At 52.8% G+C, this 17,862-nt stretch carries 10 protein-coding genes; 4 read left to right on the top strand and 6 right to left on the bottom strand.

What is annotated here, in order from left to right; all coding sequences use genetic code 11:
• Positions 1-11 precede the first annotated feature (11 nt).
• The 3 genes from H1D41_RS15705 to H1D41_RS15695 are packed head-to-tail and all read left to right on the top strand — an operon-like array spanning position 12 to position 4,220.
• Positions 12-2,231 (top strand): TRAP transporter permease, encoded by a 2,220-nt coding sequence (locus H1D41_RS15705; RefSeq protein WP_107496229.1) that lies wholly within the window; start codon positions 12-14, stop codon positions 2,229-2,231.
• Positions 2,228-3,478, top strand: coding sequence for an NAD(P)/FAD-dependent oxidoreductase (locus tag H1D41_RS15700; RefSeq protein WP_228849812.1), 1,251 nt, complete (start codon positions 2,228-2,230; stop codon positions 3,476-3,478). The genes H1D41_RS15705 and H1D41_RS15700 overlap by 4 nt, the downstream gene beginning before the upstream one ends.
• 13 nt (positions 3,479-3,491) lie before the next feature.
• A complete protein-coding gene (locus H1D41_RS15695; RefSeq protein ID WP_228849811.1) occupies positions 3,492-4,220 on the top strand; it encodes an aspartate/glutamate racemase family protein in 729 nt (242 codons plus the stop codon).
• An 11-nt stretch (positions 4,221-4,231) separates the two neighbouring features.
• On the opposite strand, the gene H1D41_RS15690 is transcribed toward H1D41_RS15695, so the two are convergent.
• The 6 genes from H1D41_RS15690 to H1D41_RS15665 form a co-directional block, all read right to left on the bottom strand.
• On the bottom strand, positions 4,232-5,413 hold the full coding sequence (locus H1D41_RS15690) for a hypothetical protein (RefSeq protein WP_228849810.1): 1,182 nt from the start codon (positions 5,411-5,413) through the stop codon (positions 4,232-4,234).
• 126 nt (positions 5,414-5,539) lie between these two features.
• Complete coding sequence (locus H1D41_RS15685; RefSeq protein ID WP_228849809.1) at positions 5,540-7,243, bottom strand: glycosyltransferase; 1,704 nt, start codon at positions 7,241-7,243, stop codon at positions 5,540-5,542.
• Positions 7,240-10,800, bottom strand: a complete 3,561-nt coding sequence (locus tag H1D41_RS15680; protein ID WP_228849808.1) for a glycoside hydrolase family 99-like domain-containing protein — start codon at positions 10,798-10,800, stop codon at positions 7,240-7,242. Before H1D41_RS15680 ends, H1D41_RS15685 begins: the two co-directional genes overlap by 4 nt.
• Positions 10,793-12,616, bottom strand: a complete 1,824-nt coding sequence (locus tag H1D41_RS15675; protein ID WP_228849807.1) for a glycosyltransferase WbsX family protein — start codon at positions 12,614-12,616, stop codon at positions 10,793-10,795. The genes H1D41_RS15680 and H1D41_RS15675 overlap by 8 nt, the downstream gene beginning before the upstream one ends.
• Positions 12,617-12,715: 99 nt before the next feature.
• A complete protein-coding gene (locus H1D41_RS15670) occupies positions 12,716-14,395 on the bottom strand; it encodes a hypothetical protein (RefSeq protein WP_228849806.1) in 1,680 nt (559 codons plus the stop codon).
• Between the two features lie 2 nt (positions 14,396-14,397).
• Entirely contained in the window at positions 14,398-15,354 is a 957-nt protein-coding gene (locus H1D41_RS15665) for a hypothetical protein (protein ID WP_228849805.1), read from the bottom strand.
• A gap of 79 nt (positions 15,355-15,433) precedes the next feature.
• Here H1D41_RS15665 and H1D41_RS15660 point away from each other — a divergent pair, with 79 nt between their 5' ends.
• Positions 15,434-17,758, top strand: a complete 2,325-nt coding sequence (locus tag H1D41_RS15660) for a tetratricopeptide repeat protein (RefSeq protein ID WP_228849804.1) — start codon at positions 15,434-15,436, stop codon at positions 17,756-17,758.
• Positions 17,759-17,862: the final 104 nt, after the last annotated feature.

The raw sequence follows: 17,862 nt of genomic DNA, 5'->3' as shown, positions 1-17,862 counted from the left end.
CGGAGATCCCCATGACAATCGAAACGCATCTTGATGCCAAAGAGCTGGAAGAGCTCGAAAAGAAGTATGATTCCGCTCTGAACACCCGTGATAACGGGCCTGGACTGACCCAGGTGATGTATTGGGCCAGCATTGCTTTTGCCATGTACCACCTCTGGACGGCGGGTTTTGGCACGCCGGTGGACCATGTGCATATGGGTGTCCATCTTGCAGGTCTTTTTCTGTTTATTTTTGTGGGTTTCCCCCTGATTAAATCGGCCCGTAACCTGGAATGGCACGGCAACAGCACGCTGAAGCCCGGCAATGTACCGATCTATGACTGGGTGCTTGCGGTTCTTAGCATTGCTGCGTCTCTCTGGCTTTGGGTCAGCTGGCGGGGTTTTGACGGCTTTGGTCTGAACATCACGGAACAGGCCTTGCGGCAGGGCAACCCATCCGGCATGGATGTGTTCTTCGGGTCAATCCTGATCCTGACCGTTCTGGAAATCGCACGGCGCACCATTGGCTTTGTGCTGCCGCTGATTATTCTTGTTTTCATCGTCTATGCGCTGTTTGGCCCTTATATGCCCGCGCAGATCCTGAAGCACCCAGGCGTGAATTGGCAACAGTTTGTGAACAACATGTATTTCCCGTCCGAAGGCATCTTTGGCGTGACGCTCTGGGTTGTCTCCACCGTTGTGTTCCACTTTGTGCTGTTCGGCGTCGTCGCACAGCGTATGGGCCTGGGTCAGTTCTTTGTTGATAACGCCATGTTGGTTGCGGGCCGCTACACCGGTGGTCCGGCGAAAGTATCGGTTGTGTCTTCTGCGTTTTTTGGCACGATCTCAGGATCTTCTATCGCAAACACCGTTTCCACAGGCTCTCTCACCATTCCGAATATGAAAAAGCTGGGCTATCCCGGCCATTTCGCAGGCGGGGTTGAAGCTGCGGCTTCGGCAGGTGGGCAGATCACGCCACCGATCATGGGGGCGGCAAGTTTCCTGATGGCTGAATATCTTGAGGTGCCTTACACAACCATCGTGATTGCGGCGATTGTGCCCGCACTGATGCACTATATCGGTGTGATTTCCATTGTGCATTTCACCGCGAAAAAACTGGGCCTCACAGCTTATTCAAAGGAAGAGCTGCCAAAGTTCCTGCAGGTTTGGCGTGATGGCTGGTACACGATTATTCCGCTGATCGCCCTGCTGCTTGTGTTGTTCTCGGGTTATTCCCCGAATATGGCTGCTTTCATTGGTCTCAGCCTGTGTGTGGTTGTTGGTTTCTGCGCCTTTAACAAACCCGCCACAATGATCGTGCCGGCCGGGGTGCTTGCGTTTATCCTGTGGAAAGCGTCCCCCTATTCGGGCGAAGGTTATTCCCCTGTTATGGCCGGGATGCTGGCGGCGCTGACCATCATGGGCTGTCTGCACCGGAATGAGCGTCAGAACTTCCGCGACCTTTTCGACAGTTTCCATGTGGGCGTGCAATATGCCCTGGCTGTTGGTGCAGCTTCGGCGGCTGTGGGCATCGTTGTGGGTGTGATCAACACAACCGGCGTTGGCTTCCGTCTTGGTTTCATGGTGACAGGGGGCGCGGCAGACATCGCGGCCTGGCTTGCGCCGATGTTGGACTGGACAGGTATTGAAACCTTCAGCCAGAGCAGCATTCAGCAGTTTGCATCGTTGGTTTTGATCGCCATGGCCTGTATCCTGATGGGGGCGGGCCTGCCAACCACCGCGCTTTACATTATGCTTGTGGCGGTTGCGACACCGGCGCTGAGCCAGTTGGGTGTGCCACCGCTCGCGACACATATGTTCGTGCTTTACTATGGTGTGATTTCCGAGATCACCCCGCCGGTTTGTGCGTCGGCCTATGCGGCGGCAGGTATCGCGGGATCCAACCCTTTCCGTACGGGTTTGACGGCGTTTACGCTGGGGCTTGGTAAGCTGATGGTTCCGATGGTATTTGTCTATGCACCGACGATGCTGATTGTTCTGCCGGAATATTTCACCATCGCAAGCTTTATCCAGGTTTCAGGCACCTGTGCGCTTGGGGTCTTTGCAATCGCGACCGCTGTGTCGTCTTACTTCATGGCACCCCTGCACGGCATCTGGCGTGTGCTGATGGCACTGGGCGGGCTGATGCTTGTGGCACCTTCCGGCAGTTCTGATCTGCTGGCAGTGGCCCTGATTGCACCGGTTTTGATCCAGCAGAAAATGGGTCAGTCCAAAGCACAGGCGGCCGCATGACACAGAAGATGACCCCGGATGTGGTTGTACTTGGGGCAGGAATTGTCGGCATATGTTCGGCCCTGTCCCTTGCAGAAAAAGGCCTGCATGTCCGGTTGATTGACCGGGGTGCACCTGGGCAGGCCACGTCTTTTGGCAATGCGGGGATCATTTCCCCCTGGTCTGTTGTGCCGCAAAGCATGCCGGGCCTCTGGAAGAAAGTTCCGGGCTGGCTGCTTGATCCGCTTGGCCCGGTCACGGTGAAACCATCATATCTGCCGCGGGTGGCGCTTTGGGGGATGCGGTTTCTGTCTGAAGGACGCATGTCGCGTGTTCACGAAGTCGCCCGTGCGATGGATGTGCTGAACCGCGATAATGTGGATCTGTTCCGGCAACATCTGGCGGGTACAGGCCATGAAGACCTGTTGCAGGACAGCTGGTATGTGCATGCCTTCCGGAACGGGGATGATGCGAATGACGACAGTGTTGATTATCGCATTCGCAAGGAATTTGGCGCACCGATTGAGAAAATCGGGCAGGCTGATCTGCGTGCGCTGGAACCGGATCTGACGCCGGATTTCAAAGCTGCAATCCTGATCAAAGGACAGGCCCGCGCCACATCCCCCGGGCGTATTGGCGAAGTGCTGGCAGATAAATTCCGCGCCATGGGCGGCGAAACTCTGCAACACTCTGTGCAGGCCATTTTGCCCCGTGAAGATGGCAGCTGGGATTATACCACAGAGGCAGGGACTGAAAACGTGTCTAAACTGGTGCTTTCCGCAGGTATCTGGTCACGGGAACTTCTGAAACCGCTTGGCATTCACATCCCGATGGAATCTGAACGCGGCTATCACGTCAGCTTTGCCAGCCCCGGCGTATCGCTGACCCATTCCGTGATGGATATGGATATGAAATTTGTCGCGTCTTCCATGGAAGAAGGCCTGCGTGTCGCCGGGACAGCTGAATTTGCCGGTCTTGATAAACCCCTGAACCAGAAACGCCTGGACGGGTTGGTGACACTTGCGCGCAATTTACTGCCAGGTCTGAATGATACGGATATCAGCACCTGGTCCGGTCAGCGCCCCAGCCTGCCCGACAGCTTGCCCTGCATTGGCGAAGTTGACGGTTTCCCCGGTCTGATCGCAGCCTTCGGGCACAGTCACTATGGGTTGATGATGGCCCCGAAAACCGGGCGCATCGTGGCGGATATTGCCACAGACACCACCGTAAATATTGATCTGACGCCCTATCGCGTGCGGCGTTACTAAGAAGGATAATACCATGACAATCCATCCCGGCGGACAGAATATATGCGGCGTTTCCATTGGCGTTCTGGCCCTTGAAAGCTATTTTCCCAAACCTCCTGGTCATATCAAAAACCCATCCAGCCTGAATTTCACCACGCTTTATGAAATGCTGGACGGGATCACCGTACCGGGCCTGCTGGCCAATCCGGATGGTGAAATGAAGACCCGTCTTATTGATGCGGCAAAACGGCTTGAGGCCAAAGGGGTGCGCGCCATCACCGGTTCCTGCGGATTTCTCGCGATCTTTCAGAAGGAAATCGCAGCGGCGGTGAATGTGCCTGTCTTTGTGTCATCCCTGATCCAGGTGCCTCTGGCCCACCAGATGACCGGGCGCACCGTGGGTGTGATCACCGCATCCGCCAGCAGCCTGACAGATCGCCATATGCAGGGGGTTGGTGCGGAAAACACACCGGTTGTGGTCCAGGGCCTTGATCATACAGATGAATTTGCAACTGTGATCCTGCGCAATGAACGCACGGAAATGGATCTGGCAAAGATCGAGGCTGAACTGCTGGCTGCGTCCGAGGATATGATCGCGCGCCATCCGGAAATTGGGCCGATTGTTCTGGAATGCACCGATTTGCCGCCTTATGCCCACGCCCTTCAGGCCCGTCTGAAACGCCCGGTTTTTGATATTGTCACCCTGTCTGAAATGGTAAGCCGCGCGGTCGGCCAAACGCCATATGGTGGTTTTATTACCTGAAACGCGGAAGGCTATGGGTGTTTCTGCGGAAAGCCGGTTTCCAGAAGCTGGGCTATTTCCTTCATTTTTCTTTTCACAAGGGGGCCGGCGATACCCGCATCATCAATCAGTTCCAGAAGCCCCAGCGCTTCTTCCGGGGTTACAGGGGCCCCGGTTTCGTATTTCAGCGCGACATCCCGTATCAGAATTTTGGCTTTGCGCGTTGGTGAGGGGAATTCCTGAAGGTCAACCATCCCGGTGTTTGGCTGAAGGCCGGCAGAGAGCGACTGGACCAGGACCGACAGCTGATCTGCGGTGAATGTATAGGTTTTGTCTTCGGCTTCCGGCGCAATTTTCAGGCGTTCTTCGTCAAAGGAAATCTGTGCATCAGAAGGCAGCAAAGCGTTTGCCTTTTTGATGCGCGGACAGGCAATCAGGCGCAGATGTTCCAGCGCATCGCGCGAAATATCCGGGCTTTCTGAAGGAATATCAGGCAAGTAATTTACCAGTGGATCAGACACAAACCGGGCCGGTATCTTATCCTTGCAATATGTGTTGAACTGACGTTGAATCTCATATTCTGCGATGGTCAGGGAACGATTTACCGGCCGGTTGTGTGTTGCCGCCTGTGAAAGAAAATCTGTCGGGGTCCCGTTCAGAATAATCCCACAGAAATCAGGTATCAGATGTTCACGCTGACGGCTGTAATTTCTGAAAACAAGCTGAAGCTCCAGGCCCTGGTATTTTTCAATAAATGCGCTGACGGGTTGCGGATAATCGAAATTCTTCTGAACGAATTCACTCAGGTTTTGGGTGTTTCCCTCACGTTTGATGCTTTGGCCCCAGATCGACACCAGATAGTCCACGGCATCACGTACATAAGTAATGATGGTGACATCAAATTCGGCAGATATCTGGCGCATCTCATCCTGGGACAGATCAAGCAACAAGTGGCGAAACAAATATTCAGACGACAACAGCAAGGTCTTACTTTCCCCAGCGGCATGCTGTTTCAGGATGGTCTGAAGATTGCTTTTCGCATCAAAGTTACCAGAACTGGTCCAGCCGTTGCGGGCGATTTTAAAAGACCGGTGTTGCGGGTAACTGATACCGTAATCCAGAAGAAGCCTGGCATTCATCGCAAGAAAGGTCTGGATCGCGGATGTGCCGGTTTTTCCATGACCAATATGTAGGATTAGTTTTTTACGGTCCATGGTCCTGCGCTTACGTCTTGTGAACTCATTCTACTCTTGTACCGGCCCTGCGGTTCACATGTTATCGGGCTTTTCGTTCAAAAGTCACGGGGTTTGTTGCTGACCGGCGGCGATACCCCTGAAAGGTCAGTTCAAGCCATTAAGCTTTTCCGGGATTAGACCCTGGCTGATCTGTATCTGGTTAAGTGTGGCTTTTACTGTCTTCTGGATTTCATCCAGGATGCGCGCGGGTTGTTCTGTATCCTTGTCAGGCAATTCGGTCAGGACATGCCCATTTACCGCACTTCGCATTGTGTCCGCCTGCGCGCCATAATCGAAACTGAAAACAGGAAGATCTGTTTGCAGAGCTTCGTGGGCGGTAAAGCAAAAGGTTTCAGGCCAGATGGATGGAATAAGCCAGCAATTGATCCCGTAATGGGTTGCCAGAAGGGAAATGTCCTGCGGCATATACCGGCCATGGATCTGGCATTGCGCGGGCACTGTGTATTCCGGATCGAGATCACCTAAGACAGTCAGGGTTGCATCCGCGGGCAGCACAGATGCAAGTGCCTGCACAATTCCTGCACCCTTATGCGGTACCATATTGCCCAATATGCCAATATTCAGACGACCCGCCAGTGGGGGAAGAACGGGCAGGATATAGGGCAGGGCTTCCTGCGGATGCATGACCAGCTTTTCGGAAAAACCCGACCAGACAGATGTAAGCGTACGGGACACAGACGCGGATTCGATGACGATCTTATTGGCCCTTTCCATCAGCTTTTTCCAATTCTCACGCCACGCCGAAAGTGGCACGGCTGTCCCCCCTTTTGACATATAGGTATGGGCTGAATCACTTGTGTCTGACGCGGGTATCCCCCTGAACACCCCGTCGCTGTCCTGTAGCGTGTAAGAGGGGCTGAGAGGGAAGTAATCGTGAATACGGACTTCCAGGGGGTCATTGTCACGTGCGGCACAGCGTAAAATGAAACCGGGGGTTTCATGGGCGTTGTCATTGGCCACAGCTGAGGCATAGACAAAATAACGGTTTTGGATGTGATCAAGAAGATCAGGTAGTTCTTCCTGGGCAACGTCCGGAAGCGGAAGCGGGTTTTCATCTGCCCAAAGTTCCAATGCAACCCGTCCATTCCGAATAGAACGAATTGCCAATGATACGATATTTTGGGTGAGCCTGCGTTTCACAGAGTCCCGGAACCTTGTATCAATCCCGCCACCCCAGTCATGCAGGAACGTAATATCCACACCAATGTCGTGGCTGTTCAGGGCTTGAATACGATCCGCAATTGATCCGGCTGGCGGCACAAATGCGCGCAAAGACGGCCATATACCCGCCTTTGCAGAGAGGGGAGAGATTGCAGGGGTTGCTTTCCGGTGCTCACCGGCAGGGGCCCGCAAGAAATGCAGCAACGGATTTATCCGCGCCTGTGCCACATCAGGATAGTTGTGCAAATAGCCCCAGGTCGAAAAACTGCGGGATGGATCGTGAAAACGTTTCCAGCCATGTTGAATAAACCAGGCGGTTGGTTCGCCTGCAATGTCATCTGCATACCGTCCGGCGTACCATTGAGGATCAAACCAGGGATTGGGTGACAAACCTTCGTAGATGCCAGTTTTTGCGTAATGCTCATCCGGGGACAAAGGGGTGGTAACCTGCGTGCTGTACCAGGCGGCGTCTATAAACCCTGTTTTACGCAACAGCTTTCGAAGCGGGGCAACTTCTATTTTCCCAAGCTCCCGAATATAGTCAGCGCCCTTCGGACGGATGTAATGGTCCAGCTGCTGCTGTTCCTGCAGGCGCATGATATCAAAAGCGCTGTTTGCGGTGCTCATGATGTACTTTCCATCTGAAACTGTTGCCTGAGTTCACGGATATAGCCCGCCTGGGCTGCTTTGAAATTCTGCGGTGTGATAAGTGTATTCACATATTGATGCATCCGTTCAATAGCATCCAGATGCGATTGCGGATTCAGGCTTTGGGTCACCCCACTGTCATGGCGGCGATGCATATTCAGCGGATCAGCCACATAGCCAATATGGTGTCCGGCAGAACAGGCTGTGGCATAAAGGGCCCAATCGGTGACCAGCGGATGCGGGCGCAGGTCATCTGGCAGCGTATCCCATGCCTGAAGAAACGCCGAGCGCCGCCAGATCACAGCGCTGCCGTTCACAATCAGGTTTTTAACCGTTAAGGCCCGGCGCAAAAATTCAGGGCCAGGCATGGTGAAGCTTTGTCGCAGAAACCCCGGCTCGACGGTGTCCGCATAGCTGGCATAGCGTTGCCCCACATGCTGCCCTGTGCCATCGATGACGTTGCTGTCCGTGAATGCAAACCCAACCGACGGATCGTCGAACAATGGCAAAGTCTTTTCTAACAACCCGTCGTCTGCGCTGTCATCGGCTTCGGCGATCCAGATGAAGTCACCCCGGGCCTGAACAGCCCCCGCGTGCCATTGCAGATATCCACTGCCGGAATTTGTTGGGTTCACCCTGATATGATACGGACAGGTGGCACTGGCCTGCGCGCTGGCAAGCAAAGTGACGCTGTCATCTGATGATGCATCATCAATTGCCAGGACATCGCGGGGCAACAGCGTTTGCTGAAACAGACTGCTGAGACGTTGTTCGAGATAAGGCGCGTAATTGTAATTCGGAACAACAACGGAAACCCCGTCTTCCCGGGCGATAAGATTATGGGCGTAGTTGAAAAAATTGAACTCTTCTTCAATCAACCTGCGTGCCGTGTGCATATTTTCTGGCGGAGAGAGCACAAGCTTTGTTGCCCGTCGGGCAAATTTTCCAAATTTCCCGGCTTCGATCACTTCACCAAACTGGCGGATGAGATGCAGGTTCCCAATGCGGGTATCGAAGGCGAGAATGGGCAATTCAGCATAAAGCGCTTCGAGGACGACCGATGGAAAGGGATCCTCGCGCGATACCAGAAATAAAACATCTGCGGCATGCATATAATCGTATGAATTTTCAACCCAACCCGGTGTTCGCAGTGTCAGGCCAGGGTGGGCTTCACGGAAACGATCAAGCTGAGGAAGAACATCGCCAGAGATCCCACCGATCCAAAACAGCACAGCTTTGGGATCAGACTGTGCCAGCTTGCCCGCGATTTTGAGGAATTCCAGAAACCCTTTGCGTTTGTCCCCATAGCCAACACTGAGGAAAACATGGGCGTCTTGCGATATGCCCAGGGTTTCCCGGGCCGCATGTTTATTGCTTAAGGCGTCGGGCAGCTGATAAAGCCCCTGAGGCGCGATGTGGGTTTTCGCGCGGCATTGGTCGGGGTCATCACTGAAGGTTGCAAATTCCCCGGCCACCAGTTGGGCAGGAAAGATCAGCTGATCAGCATGTTCCACAAGTGCGTTGGTTTCAGCCTGCAGATTGTTTTGTTCCAGGATGCCAGACAGTTCATGTATAAGCACACGGATCTCGGCCCCATGCTGAGAAAGTGTTTGCACAGCGCTGCCGCAAATTGTTGTATTCAGAACAATAGTCTTCAGGGTCCGGAACATGTCCTGCCGGATCAAAGCTGCAAGGTCAGCCTGATTATGGACAACCCAGGTGGGTACACTTGCCTCATACTCTGCCAGCAAAGGTCCATCCCCAAGCAGAACGACTGCCACGGAATGACGCCCGGTCCCTGAAAGGCTGCGGGCTATGTTGAGCAACAGGCGCTGCGCACCGGATGGAAATGCATCATGGCCGACAAGCAATGTACTGAAATGGGCAGGGGGGGGGGCGTCATGCTGCAAGGCACGCTGTAACGCGTTCATATAGGCGAACCCGTGATGTTGATCCGCTTCCAGATAGGCGCAACTGTCCCAGGAATTCCAGCCATTTATTGCGATGACAGGACTGCCGTAAACCGGGTGAGCTTGCGCGCGTGCAGTTAATGTACTGATCCAATCCTGAAAGGCCGCGGGACTGGCATTCAGAATGGTGCCTGAATGTAACTGATGCTGAGAATGGCTGTCCCAATCCGGAAACGCGCCTTGAATCAAGGGGTAAGACACATCTGAAAACCGGTTCGATTTCAAAGCGAATTCGGCATAATCCCAGGTTTTTTGAATGTTCGCAGGGTCGAATACTCTGGCATCTAACGCGTGGTCAGGCATTTCACGCGTAAATTTGTCTGGGCTGAGTTCAATAGCCCCGTCAAACCCACGCGTCAGAGGATTGTCTGACTCTGACGCCTGTACAGTGAAAAACAGGGGTGAATGGCCTGTCATACGCTGAATGGTATCCCGCAGACCTGCAGGCGGTTTGCTGTGCCCCTCAAAGGTAAATAAAGGACGATTATTCAGTTGCAGATAGCGGGGATCTGTCAGGTGATCCGAAAGGTCTTCGGGGGTGACCGGATCCGTCTTCAGCAGAAGGCAAAATGACATCTCAAGCTGGCTGTCGTTGCGCAGTTGAGAGAGAGAAACATTGGCGTTGCCCGGCCTGTGATGAAAAATGAAAGCACTGACACCGCAATGTTGCGCCTGATGGACCTGATCCCGCAATACGTTTGGATCGCTTTGGGCGTATGACCCTAAAGCGCCGGGAATTCGGGGTTGTTGATGATCCCCGAAACAGGGCTGGCCAATTGTAACGCGTTCCCAGCTGGCATCTGCCTGATCATTGAAAAGCGCAAGCATGACAGCTTTGGGTTTGGAAACAGCTTTGTCCAGGGGCGCGGCTTCGAAATTGGGTCCAGGGCTGGTGTTGCGTTCAATTGCAGCCGTTATGGCATTTTTCGGAGTAATTTGCGCACAAAATTCCACATGCAGGGCTAAGGCAGGGGTATGGGGCAGGGCGGCCACAAAGTCGGTGTTTTGTGGCGGATCCTTTTCAATCTGCATGCGGAACGCAAGAGGATGAAACCACGGGTTGGGTTGCCGGTGTTCGGCTTCGCCATTGCGCAGATAGTGTCGCAGAGGCGGTATATTCGCGGCTTGCACATCAGGGTAATTGCGCAGGTAGTACCCGGGGTCAAAGCCAGGCCCGATCCGCAGCAGGAAATTGTGAATGCCATGTTTCAGGTAATGGGACAGGGTGGTGGGATGGGCAATGCTTTGGCTTGTATGCCAATCCGGTACGCTGTTGCGATATAGCGCAACGTCAAACAATGCAGATGGATTACACCCGGCCTTATCACCCTGTAAAATGTAGTGTTCTAATGGCATCATCCCCTGCAGAAGATGTCCGTAATGACGACGGTAGTAGGCCGGATCAAAAAGGAAGTTTGGCCAAAGTGTATCGGCAAACCTCAGATATGAACGAATTCCATTGATCGTGATGTCGGGGAAATATTGGGCTGCAATTGCGCGAGCGTCTTCGGGATGAAACAGTCCGGAGGCCTGAACAAGAGCCTTCCGGGGGGCGAAGTCATCCATCAGAATGCCCACCCCGCAATACGCGGCCTGTCGCGTTCAGATATGCTGCACCATAATATACATCGGGTTCCAGATGTGCGCCTTCCGCCCATTCATTCCAGGCATTGATCGCGATCAAAGGCGTGGACCCAACAGGGTTTTCCCGCGCGTAGGTTACATTGTTCTGCAGCCAGCGTGCGTAAAGCTCAGGGCTGGAACCATGGAAATCAAGGCCCGCGCCCGGACGACGGGGCTCATTGTCCCAGGCTGGTACAGCACAGCGGATTAACGGATAGGTCACAGGTGCCATGTTCTGTGCGGCATCCACGGCGGCCTCATATGAAAAGCTACGGCCCACATAACCAGGATCTGTCAGATCCAGAGCGCCTGACATATTGTCCACAAGGGATGTAAATTTGTGCGGCGGAAATTCAATAGCCCCGTCCATGCCGGCGACACGAGGATCCATAAAGCCAAAGCTTTGCACACCAATCAGCTGAATATCTTCACGGATTTCGGCACAGATCGCTTCGCGCAAACGGGTGTAATACCGGGCCGGGTGCGCTGGCGCATCTGCGCGATAGCATATGATGAGGGGCTTACCGTCGACCCGTAAATAGCGATCGTCACGAATATATTTGACCATATCCGCGGCAATCGAAGGTATTTGGTCTTCGGCATAAGATTGTTCACGCAGGGTCAGCTGTGCGCCACCATCCCAGGTGCGCGACCAGTTTTCATTTGCCCAGATCAGACAGAATTTCTGATCCAGTGTTTCATCGGCAAGGAAAGCATCCAGGGGTTTTTCCAGAATGCGCTGTTGTCCGAAATTATAGTAGTAAAAGCCAAAGCAACTTACGCCTGCCAGTTTCGCAAGATCAATTTGCTGCGCCATAACACCGGGTGTTGTCAGGTCGTAATACCCAAGATCCCGGGGAAGGTGGGGTTGATAGTGTCCGACATAACGGGGTTTGCCACGCGTGACATTGCGCCATTCTGTAAACCCCTGACCCCACCATTTGTCGTTTTCCGGAAGGCGATGATACTGGGGAAGGTAATACGCAATACATTCCACATCTGATGGTGGCAAATTCGCCAGAGAATGATCGATTTCTTCAAAGTCGGGCCCGGGCGCAGTATAGTGATCGGCCTGCTCAATCAGAACCTTCGCCGGGACAGCTTCACGGCAGGGTTCATGCCCCATGGCCCGGCCCTGACGGATATAATGATTGAATGCCGCATCATTCGCTTCAGATTTATCCATATAGGCGTAGCGATAAAAGGCAGGGTCAAATTCATACGAAGGCCGCCGTCCTTCAATATCACCATGAAAGAGATAGTGGCGCACAGGATCGCTGACCGATTGTTCGATGTCGAGATACACTCTGCGATAGAAATGCGGGTCAATATATTTGCACGGAGATGTGTAACTTTTATCTTTTACACGACTGAAGAAATGGCCCAGTGCCGTTTTGAAATCTGTATCCTGCACCTGCCAGTCAGAATATGTTTCACGATACCATTTTGAGTCAAAAAAGGGAGAAGGTGAAAGGCCCGCATCTTCCCCGATCTCAACGTAATGCTGAAGCGTGGATTTGCCGTTCAGTGTTTCACCCGCAGCGGTCAGCTGTTCACAATACCATTTGTTATCAAACAAATAGTTCATTTTTCCCTGATCCGGATGGCTTAAGGAAAAACGAATTGCATCATCCAGGCTATCACAGTTGACGCCTTGTTCTGCATCGAGGACCTTGTTGAAAAATTTCAGGCGAAACAATCCGGAACGACGGAAAAATTTTCGGGCCTGTCGGATATCTTTTTCGGAAATGTCGGGCACGGAAGTCTCTGCATAAAGGGTGGCTGTGGCAAGTATAGCAATATCGGCTGGAACAATAAGCCACAATTTCAGGGGCGATAGCGGAAAGGCAAATCCTGTTTATGACCCTCGCTCAGGTTGGCGAGACAAAACTGCGCGGATCTCTGCGACAATCTTTCTGGCCTCTTTTGGATTGCTTTCCAGAATATGGCCATTCGCGCCTTCAAGAAGGGGCTGAGACTGCGCGCCAAGATCAAATCCGAACACCGGCAGATCAGTCGCAAGCGCTTCGCGCGTGGTGTCGCAATATGGACGCGGCCAGATCGACGGATTCAACCAACAGGTAATTTCGTGGTGCTCGGCAATAGATGGGATATGGGCCGGATCGTAATAGTGATTTCCGATCATATGCGCCTCACCCCATTCAATGTTGTGATAGTCTTGGCCTACAAACACCAGTTTTCCGGAACCTATTTCATCAAGTCGCGCGGCGACGTCCATAATCACATCTGATCCGCGTTCAAATTCCAGATTGCCAAGTATTCCGATTATCATGGCTCTGGGGTTCGGGGGCGGGGTCAGGGTTTTTGAAACAATCAGAGGTGCGGTGTTGATCTTGAAGGTCTTGCCGACAATACCCGGCCAAACCTGTTGAAAGGTCTTAAGGGGCGAATGCAGGGTCTGTCCGCTCATTTCGAAAATAACGCGATCCGCGCGGTCAACCAATCTGCCCCAGGCGGCTTGCCAGTCTGAACGCGGGATAAGCTGCCCGTCAGTGGTTCGGAATTTATGGCCGGGATCGGTTGTGGTGTTAAGGTTTTCGGGGTCAAAACGCGCGAACCGCCCAAGGAGCGTATGGGAGGGCGACAACATGAAAAAGTCATGTACCCACAGAATAATCTGATCACTCTCTCTTGTGGCATAGTTTAAAATTTGATCGGGTATCTGGTGAGCATCAATGAAACCCCGGCAATCAATACATGTGAAATTGCGGGTCTCAATACCTTCAAATATGCCTTGCAGATATTGTGTGCGGATTTCAAATGTCCGTACCGGACGTGCGCGTTCCCAAAGCTCGATGGTTACCCAATCCAGGCCCAGATGACGGATGGCAAGCGTTGCTTTTCCCTGCACGATCTGATGTTTGGTGCGTTCCCGAAAACGATGTTCGATATCCGGGTTTTTGCGGCTCAGAAATGCGATGTCTACGGGAATGCTACGCGCATTCAATGCTTCGACAAAACGCGCCAGCAGCAGATGCCCAAAACGCGGCCCGGCTGGAATATCATCTGTCTTGATTTCGGGGATACGCAAGAGGGGCGGGATGGTGTCATCCAGCTGCCGAGACGGAAGGAACGTTGGATAGATAACCCGACGTCTTTCACGCCGCCCGTGTTGCAGGAAATGCAACAGGGGGTTCATTCCCGCATCGACGACATCCGGATTCTGTTCCAGGTAACCAAATGTGCTGAACAACACAGATGGGTCCAGGCCAAATTTCCAGCCATGGTCCATATAATGGCGTGCAGGGTTTCTTGCATCGTTGGCATCAAGGTTATTCGTGCCGCAATACCAATAAGGATCAAACCAACGGTTGGGCTGAACGCCCTGAAACTGCCCTTCGCAAATGTAATGCAAATGGGCATTCTCAGGGGAAACCCCGGTGCGGGACTGGTAAAAAACAGTGTCAACGAAATGGTTGCGCTTAAGGTAATCAGCCTGGCGCGCAGCATATTTTTCACCTACAGGCGGAAGAGCTGCCATCAGGGTGCGCCCGCGATCTTCGATGGATGTCGGCATTTCTAACCTGCTGAACCTGTCAGAACTTCTTCCACTGCTGGGGGCAGGAAATGTTCTGTTTCTGCAAATATCTGCAAGCGCTCTGCCGCCTTTTTATCCTGCATCAGCGCCCGCAACATTGCTTGCAGTTGCTCGCCATTATGGACTTCAAGCGCCTGGGCTTCTGATGCATTGGTGCGTTCATCCTGACCAAAATGATAAGTGGCATGCACATTTTTAAAGAGCGCGAAGCGATCGGCGTTCGCCAGGAGATTGGCAAATATAGACCAGCCGATATAGCGCACTCCGACACAACACATTGCGCGCTGTAAATTGGCCAACAGTGACCGGCGGAAGACAAAACAGTCGAACCCGGTATGCGCCCAGCCCTGATCAAATTCAGCAAGAAGATGCAGGTCATCATGCAAAAGGTCCGCGTCCATATCCCGTCGGTTAACGACAAATGCATCAAAACCGCGACTGATAATATTCCTCACAAAGCTATAAAACTGTGGTCGCAGGCAAATATCGGCGTTGGTGTATATCAGAAAGTCATCTTCGCCGGCATGTTCCGCGCCAGAATCGATGATGTCAAAAATGAATGGAAGGCGGCGTTGGGCCAGTTCCGGGTATTCTGTTGCTGTGGATCGCGTCACAGGGGCAGCACGTATAAAACCAGCAGGGGTACAGTCGGTTTCTATATCTTCCTGCACATTTACAAGAGTCAGCGGCATAGGACTGTTGGCCGCAGCGATTTCCATAGATTGCAACGTGCGGTTCAGCACCAGTGATGACGTGCCTTCTTTGAAGGTTGGCTGAAAGATATTCATCACATGTACAAGTGACAGGTTCTCTGTGCTGACATGAGGGCTGGGAAGATCGGGAATGCTATCTGACAAGCATTGATGCGCACCCTGAACCAGAACTTCCGGTGTAATCCAACCGTGTTTCCAGCTCATGCCATTGGGCTTGTACAACATACTGATCACTCCGTTTGAAAACAGGTTGATTATAGAATATTCTAATGGCTGCTAACAAGTAATTTCACAGGCGGTGCAGATGGCGCGGAAACGTATTTTTATTCACACGGGCATGCCAAAAACTGCAACAACGTCTATTCAGAATGTGTTGATGAACGGGCATGAAGATTTGCGCCGGGCAGGCTGGTGGTTTCCCTTTTCACCGGGTCACTACAGCAAGGAAAATCTGAAACTTGATTTTCTCCCTCCGGCGCATTCAGAGGTGTTGCCCTATATTTTGGAATTTCACAAAGATTACCCGTTTATGGGGGTCGATTGGGCGGACACGTTTGTATCGTTTAAAAATGACAGCGACGCCCATACTATGATCATATCGCATGAATCGATCTCTATGCGCACAGACCGCTTTCGTGCAGATGTGATGGCTGAAATTTCGGAAGATGCAGACCTGCATTTCATTGTCACCCTGCGGCAGCCTTTTGATTATATTTTGTCGCATTACAAAGAAGCCGTCTGGGGAGTCTCGGGCACGCAGGATCTTATTGAACATTGGGGGCCATCGCGACGGTATGTGCGTCGGGGCTATGCCCGGATGCTTGCCGAAATGCAGGCCTTTGGGCAGGTGCATATTATCGATTTTGACGCCGCCAGAGAAGGGGAAGGTATTGTCCCTGCGTTTCTGGAAATTACGGGCGGAAGCCATGTTTTACCGCCACAGACAAAGCCTGTGCAACGCAATGTGAAAACGCTGTGCCGGGATGGGCTGATCCTTTTGCAGCGCAGCATTGCGGTGTCAAAGGATGCGGTGCAACGTGACGCATTTGCAAGGATGTTGGGTAAGATCGCGCCGCAACCTGCGACCTTGCATGCGAAGGATATTATGCCGCCGGAACTGGTGAACGACATTCGTGCCCGATGGCAGAAAGATCGCGCCGAAGTTGCCCGTATATACGGCGTGGATCTGACTGACTCGCTACTTTCAGGTGAGGCTTACAAGCCGTTTCGACTGACAGGGACAGAGGCGCAGTTATGGAAAGGCCGGTTGCCTGAAGAACATCCGGATTTGCGCGATTTATTTGATAAATCGCTGACGCTTGCCCAGATGGAACCTCATGCCAAATTGCCTGCGCCGGCGGTTCAGGCCCTCCCGCACGACAAAAACTTAATGACCCTTCAGAACGCGCCTCAGACATTTTTTGATGAGGCGCAGCGGTGGAAGTATCCTTTTGCGTCTGGTCCTGGCCTGGATTCAATCTGTCAGGCCGACCACAATTTCAAAAAAACAATCCGCAGCCTCACGAATGATAAAGCGCAGCCTGCACCTGCGCGGCGCGCCGCCCGCTGCGTGCTTAGTCAGTATCTGTCGGCGACAGGTCAGCATGAACAAGCTTTAAAACTATCAGGCAAATTGGCACTGCGCTTTCCTGACGTGGCACAAAACCAGCAAGCCTATTTATCAAACCTTCTGAGAGCAGGCCAGTATGACAATGCCTGTCAGGTGGCCCGCGATCTTATCCGTCTCGTGCCCAATGCGCCTTACTATCAGGGGTTATGTGCGGTTGCTGCAGCACGATCCGGGGCGAAGGCGGATGCTGATATCTGGTTTGCACGGATGCCGGAAGGACCCACAGACTATCCCGGTTTTCAGGCTGAGTATGACAGATTAAAGGCGGAAACTGCCCCAGATGGCGCAAACCGCCGGATTATCGCATTTTCTTTATTCGGGGAGGGTGCTGAATACATTCAGGGCGCTTTCGACAATATTGAAGCCGCGAAAGAATTTTACCCAGAATGGCAGGTGCGCATTTACCTGTCCCACCTGAATGCAGCTGATTTACCAGATCAGCTGCGCGCTGCGGGGGCTGAAGTCGAAATCATGACGCAGACCGCTGCCTATGATGGGCTGGGCTGGCGCTTTTTGCCGGCCTCTGATCCGACCGTTGACCGGTTTCTTGTCCGCGACATTGATACGGTACTTAGCGCACGTGATAAAGCAGCAGTAGATCACTGGATGTCGGCAGGAAAAAACACCCATGTGATCCGGGATCACCCCGGGCACAACTGGCCGATGCTGGCCGGGCTTTGGGGGGGCAGAGGCGGCATCTGTCCTGAAATGCCAGAACTGATGATGCGCTATGGGCGTCTTCATGGGTTTCAGGACCGTACATGGGATCAGGATTTTCTCTGGCGTGACATTTATCCCTGCATTCAGGGTAGTCTGCATGTGAACAGTGAATTTGCCTGGTATGAAGGTGAAACACCCCATTCAATTCCACTGAAACGCGATGGCAGTCTCTATCTGGGATTTCCCGCGGACCGTGGGGAGCTGTCTGAACGGCGCCTGCAAATGTTTGAACAGAACAAACACCTGGGGTCTCGCTGTATTCCCTTCCCGAAAGTATGATGATGGCTCAGCACAGGCGCCTTATATTACATGCAGGACTGCATAAAACCGGCAGCAGCAGCATCCAGAAAGCCGCATTCGAAGCACAACGCGCCGGGCGTTTA

The organism is Halocynthiibacter styelae (assembly GCF_016123485.1).
Lineage (GTDB): Bacteria > Pseudomonadota > Alphaproteobacteria > Rhodobacterales > Rhodobacteraceae > Halocynthiibacter > Halocynthiibacter styelae.
Note: the sequence above shows the minus strand (reverse complement) of the source record. Positions and strands in the feature narration are given on the sequence as shown.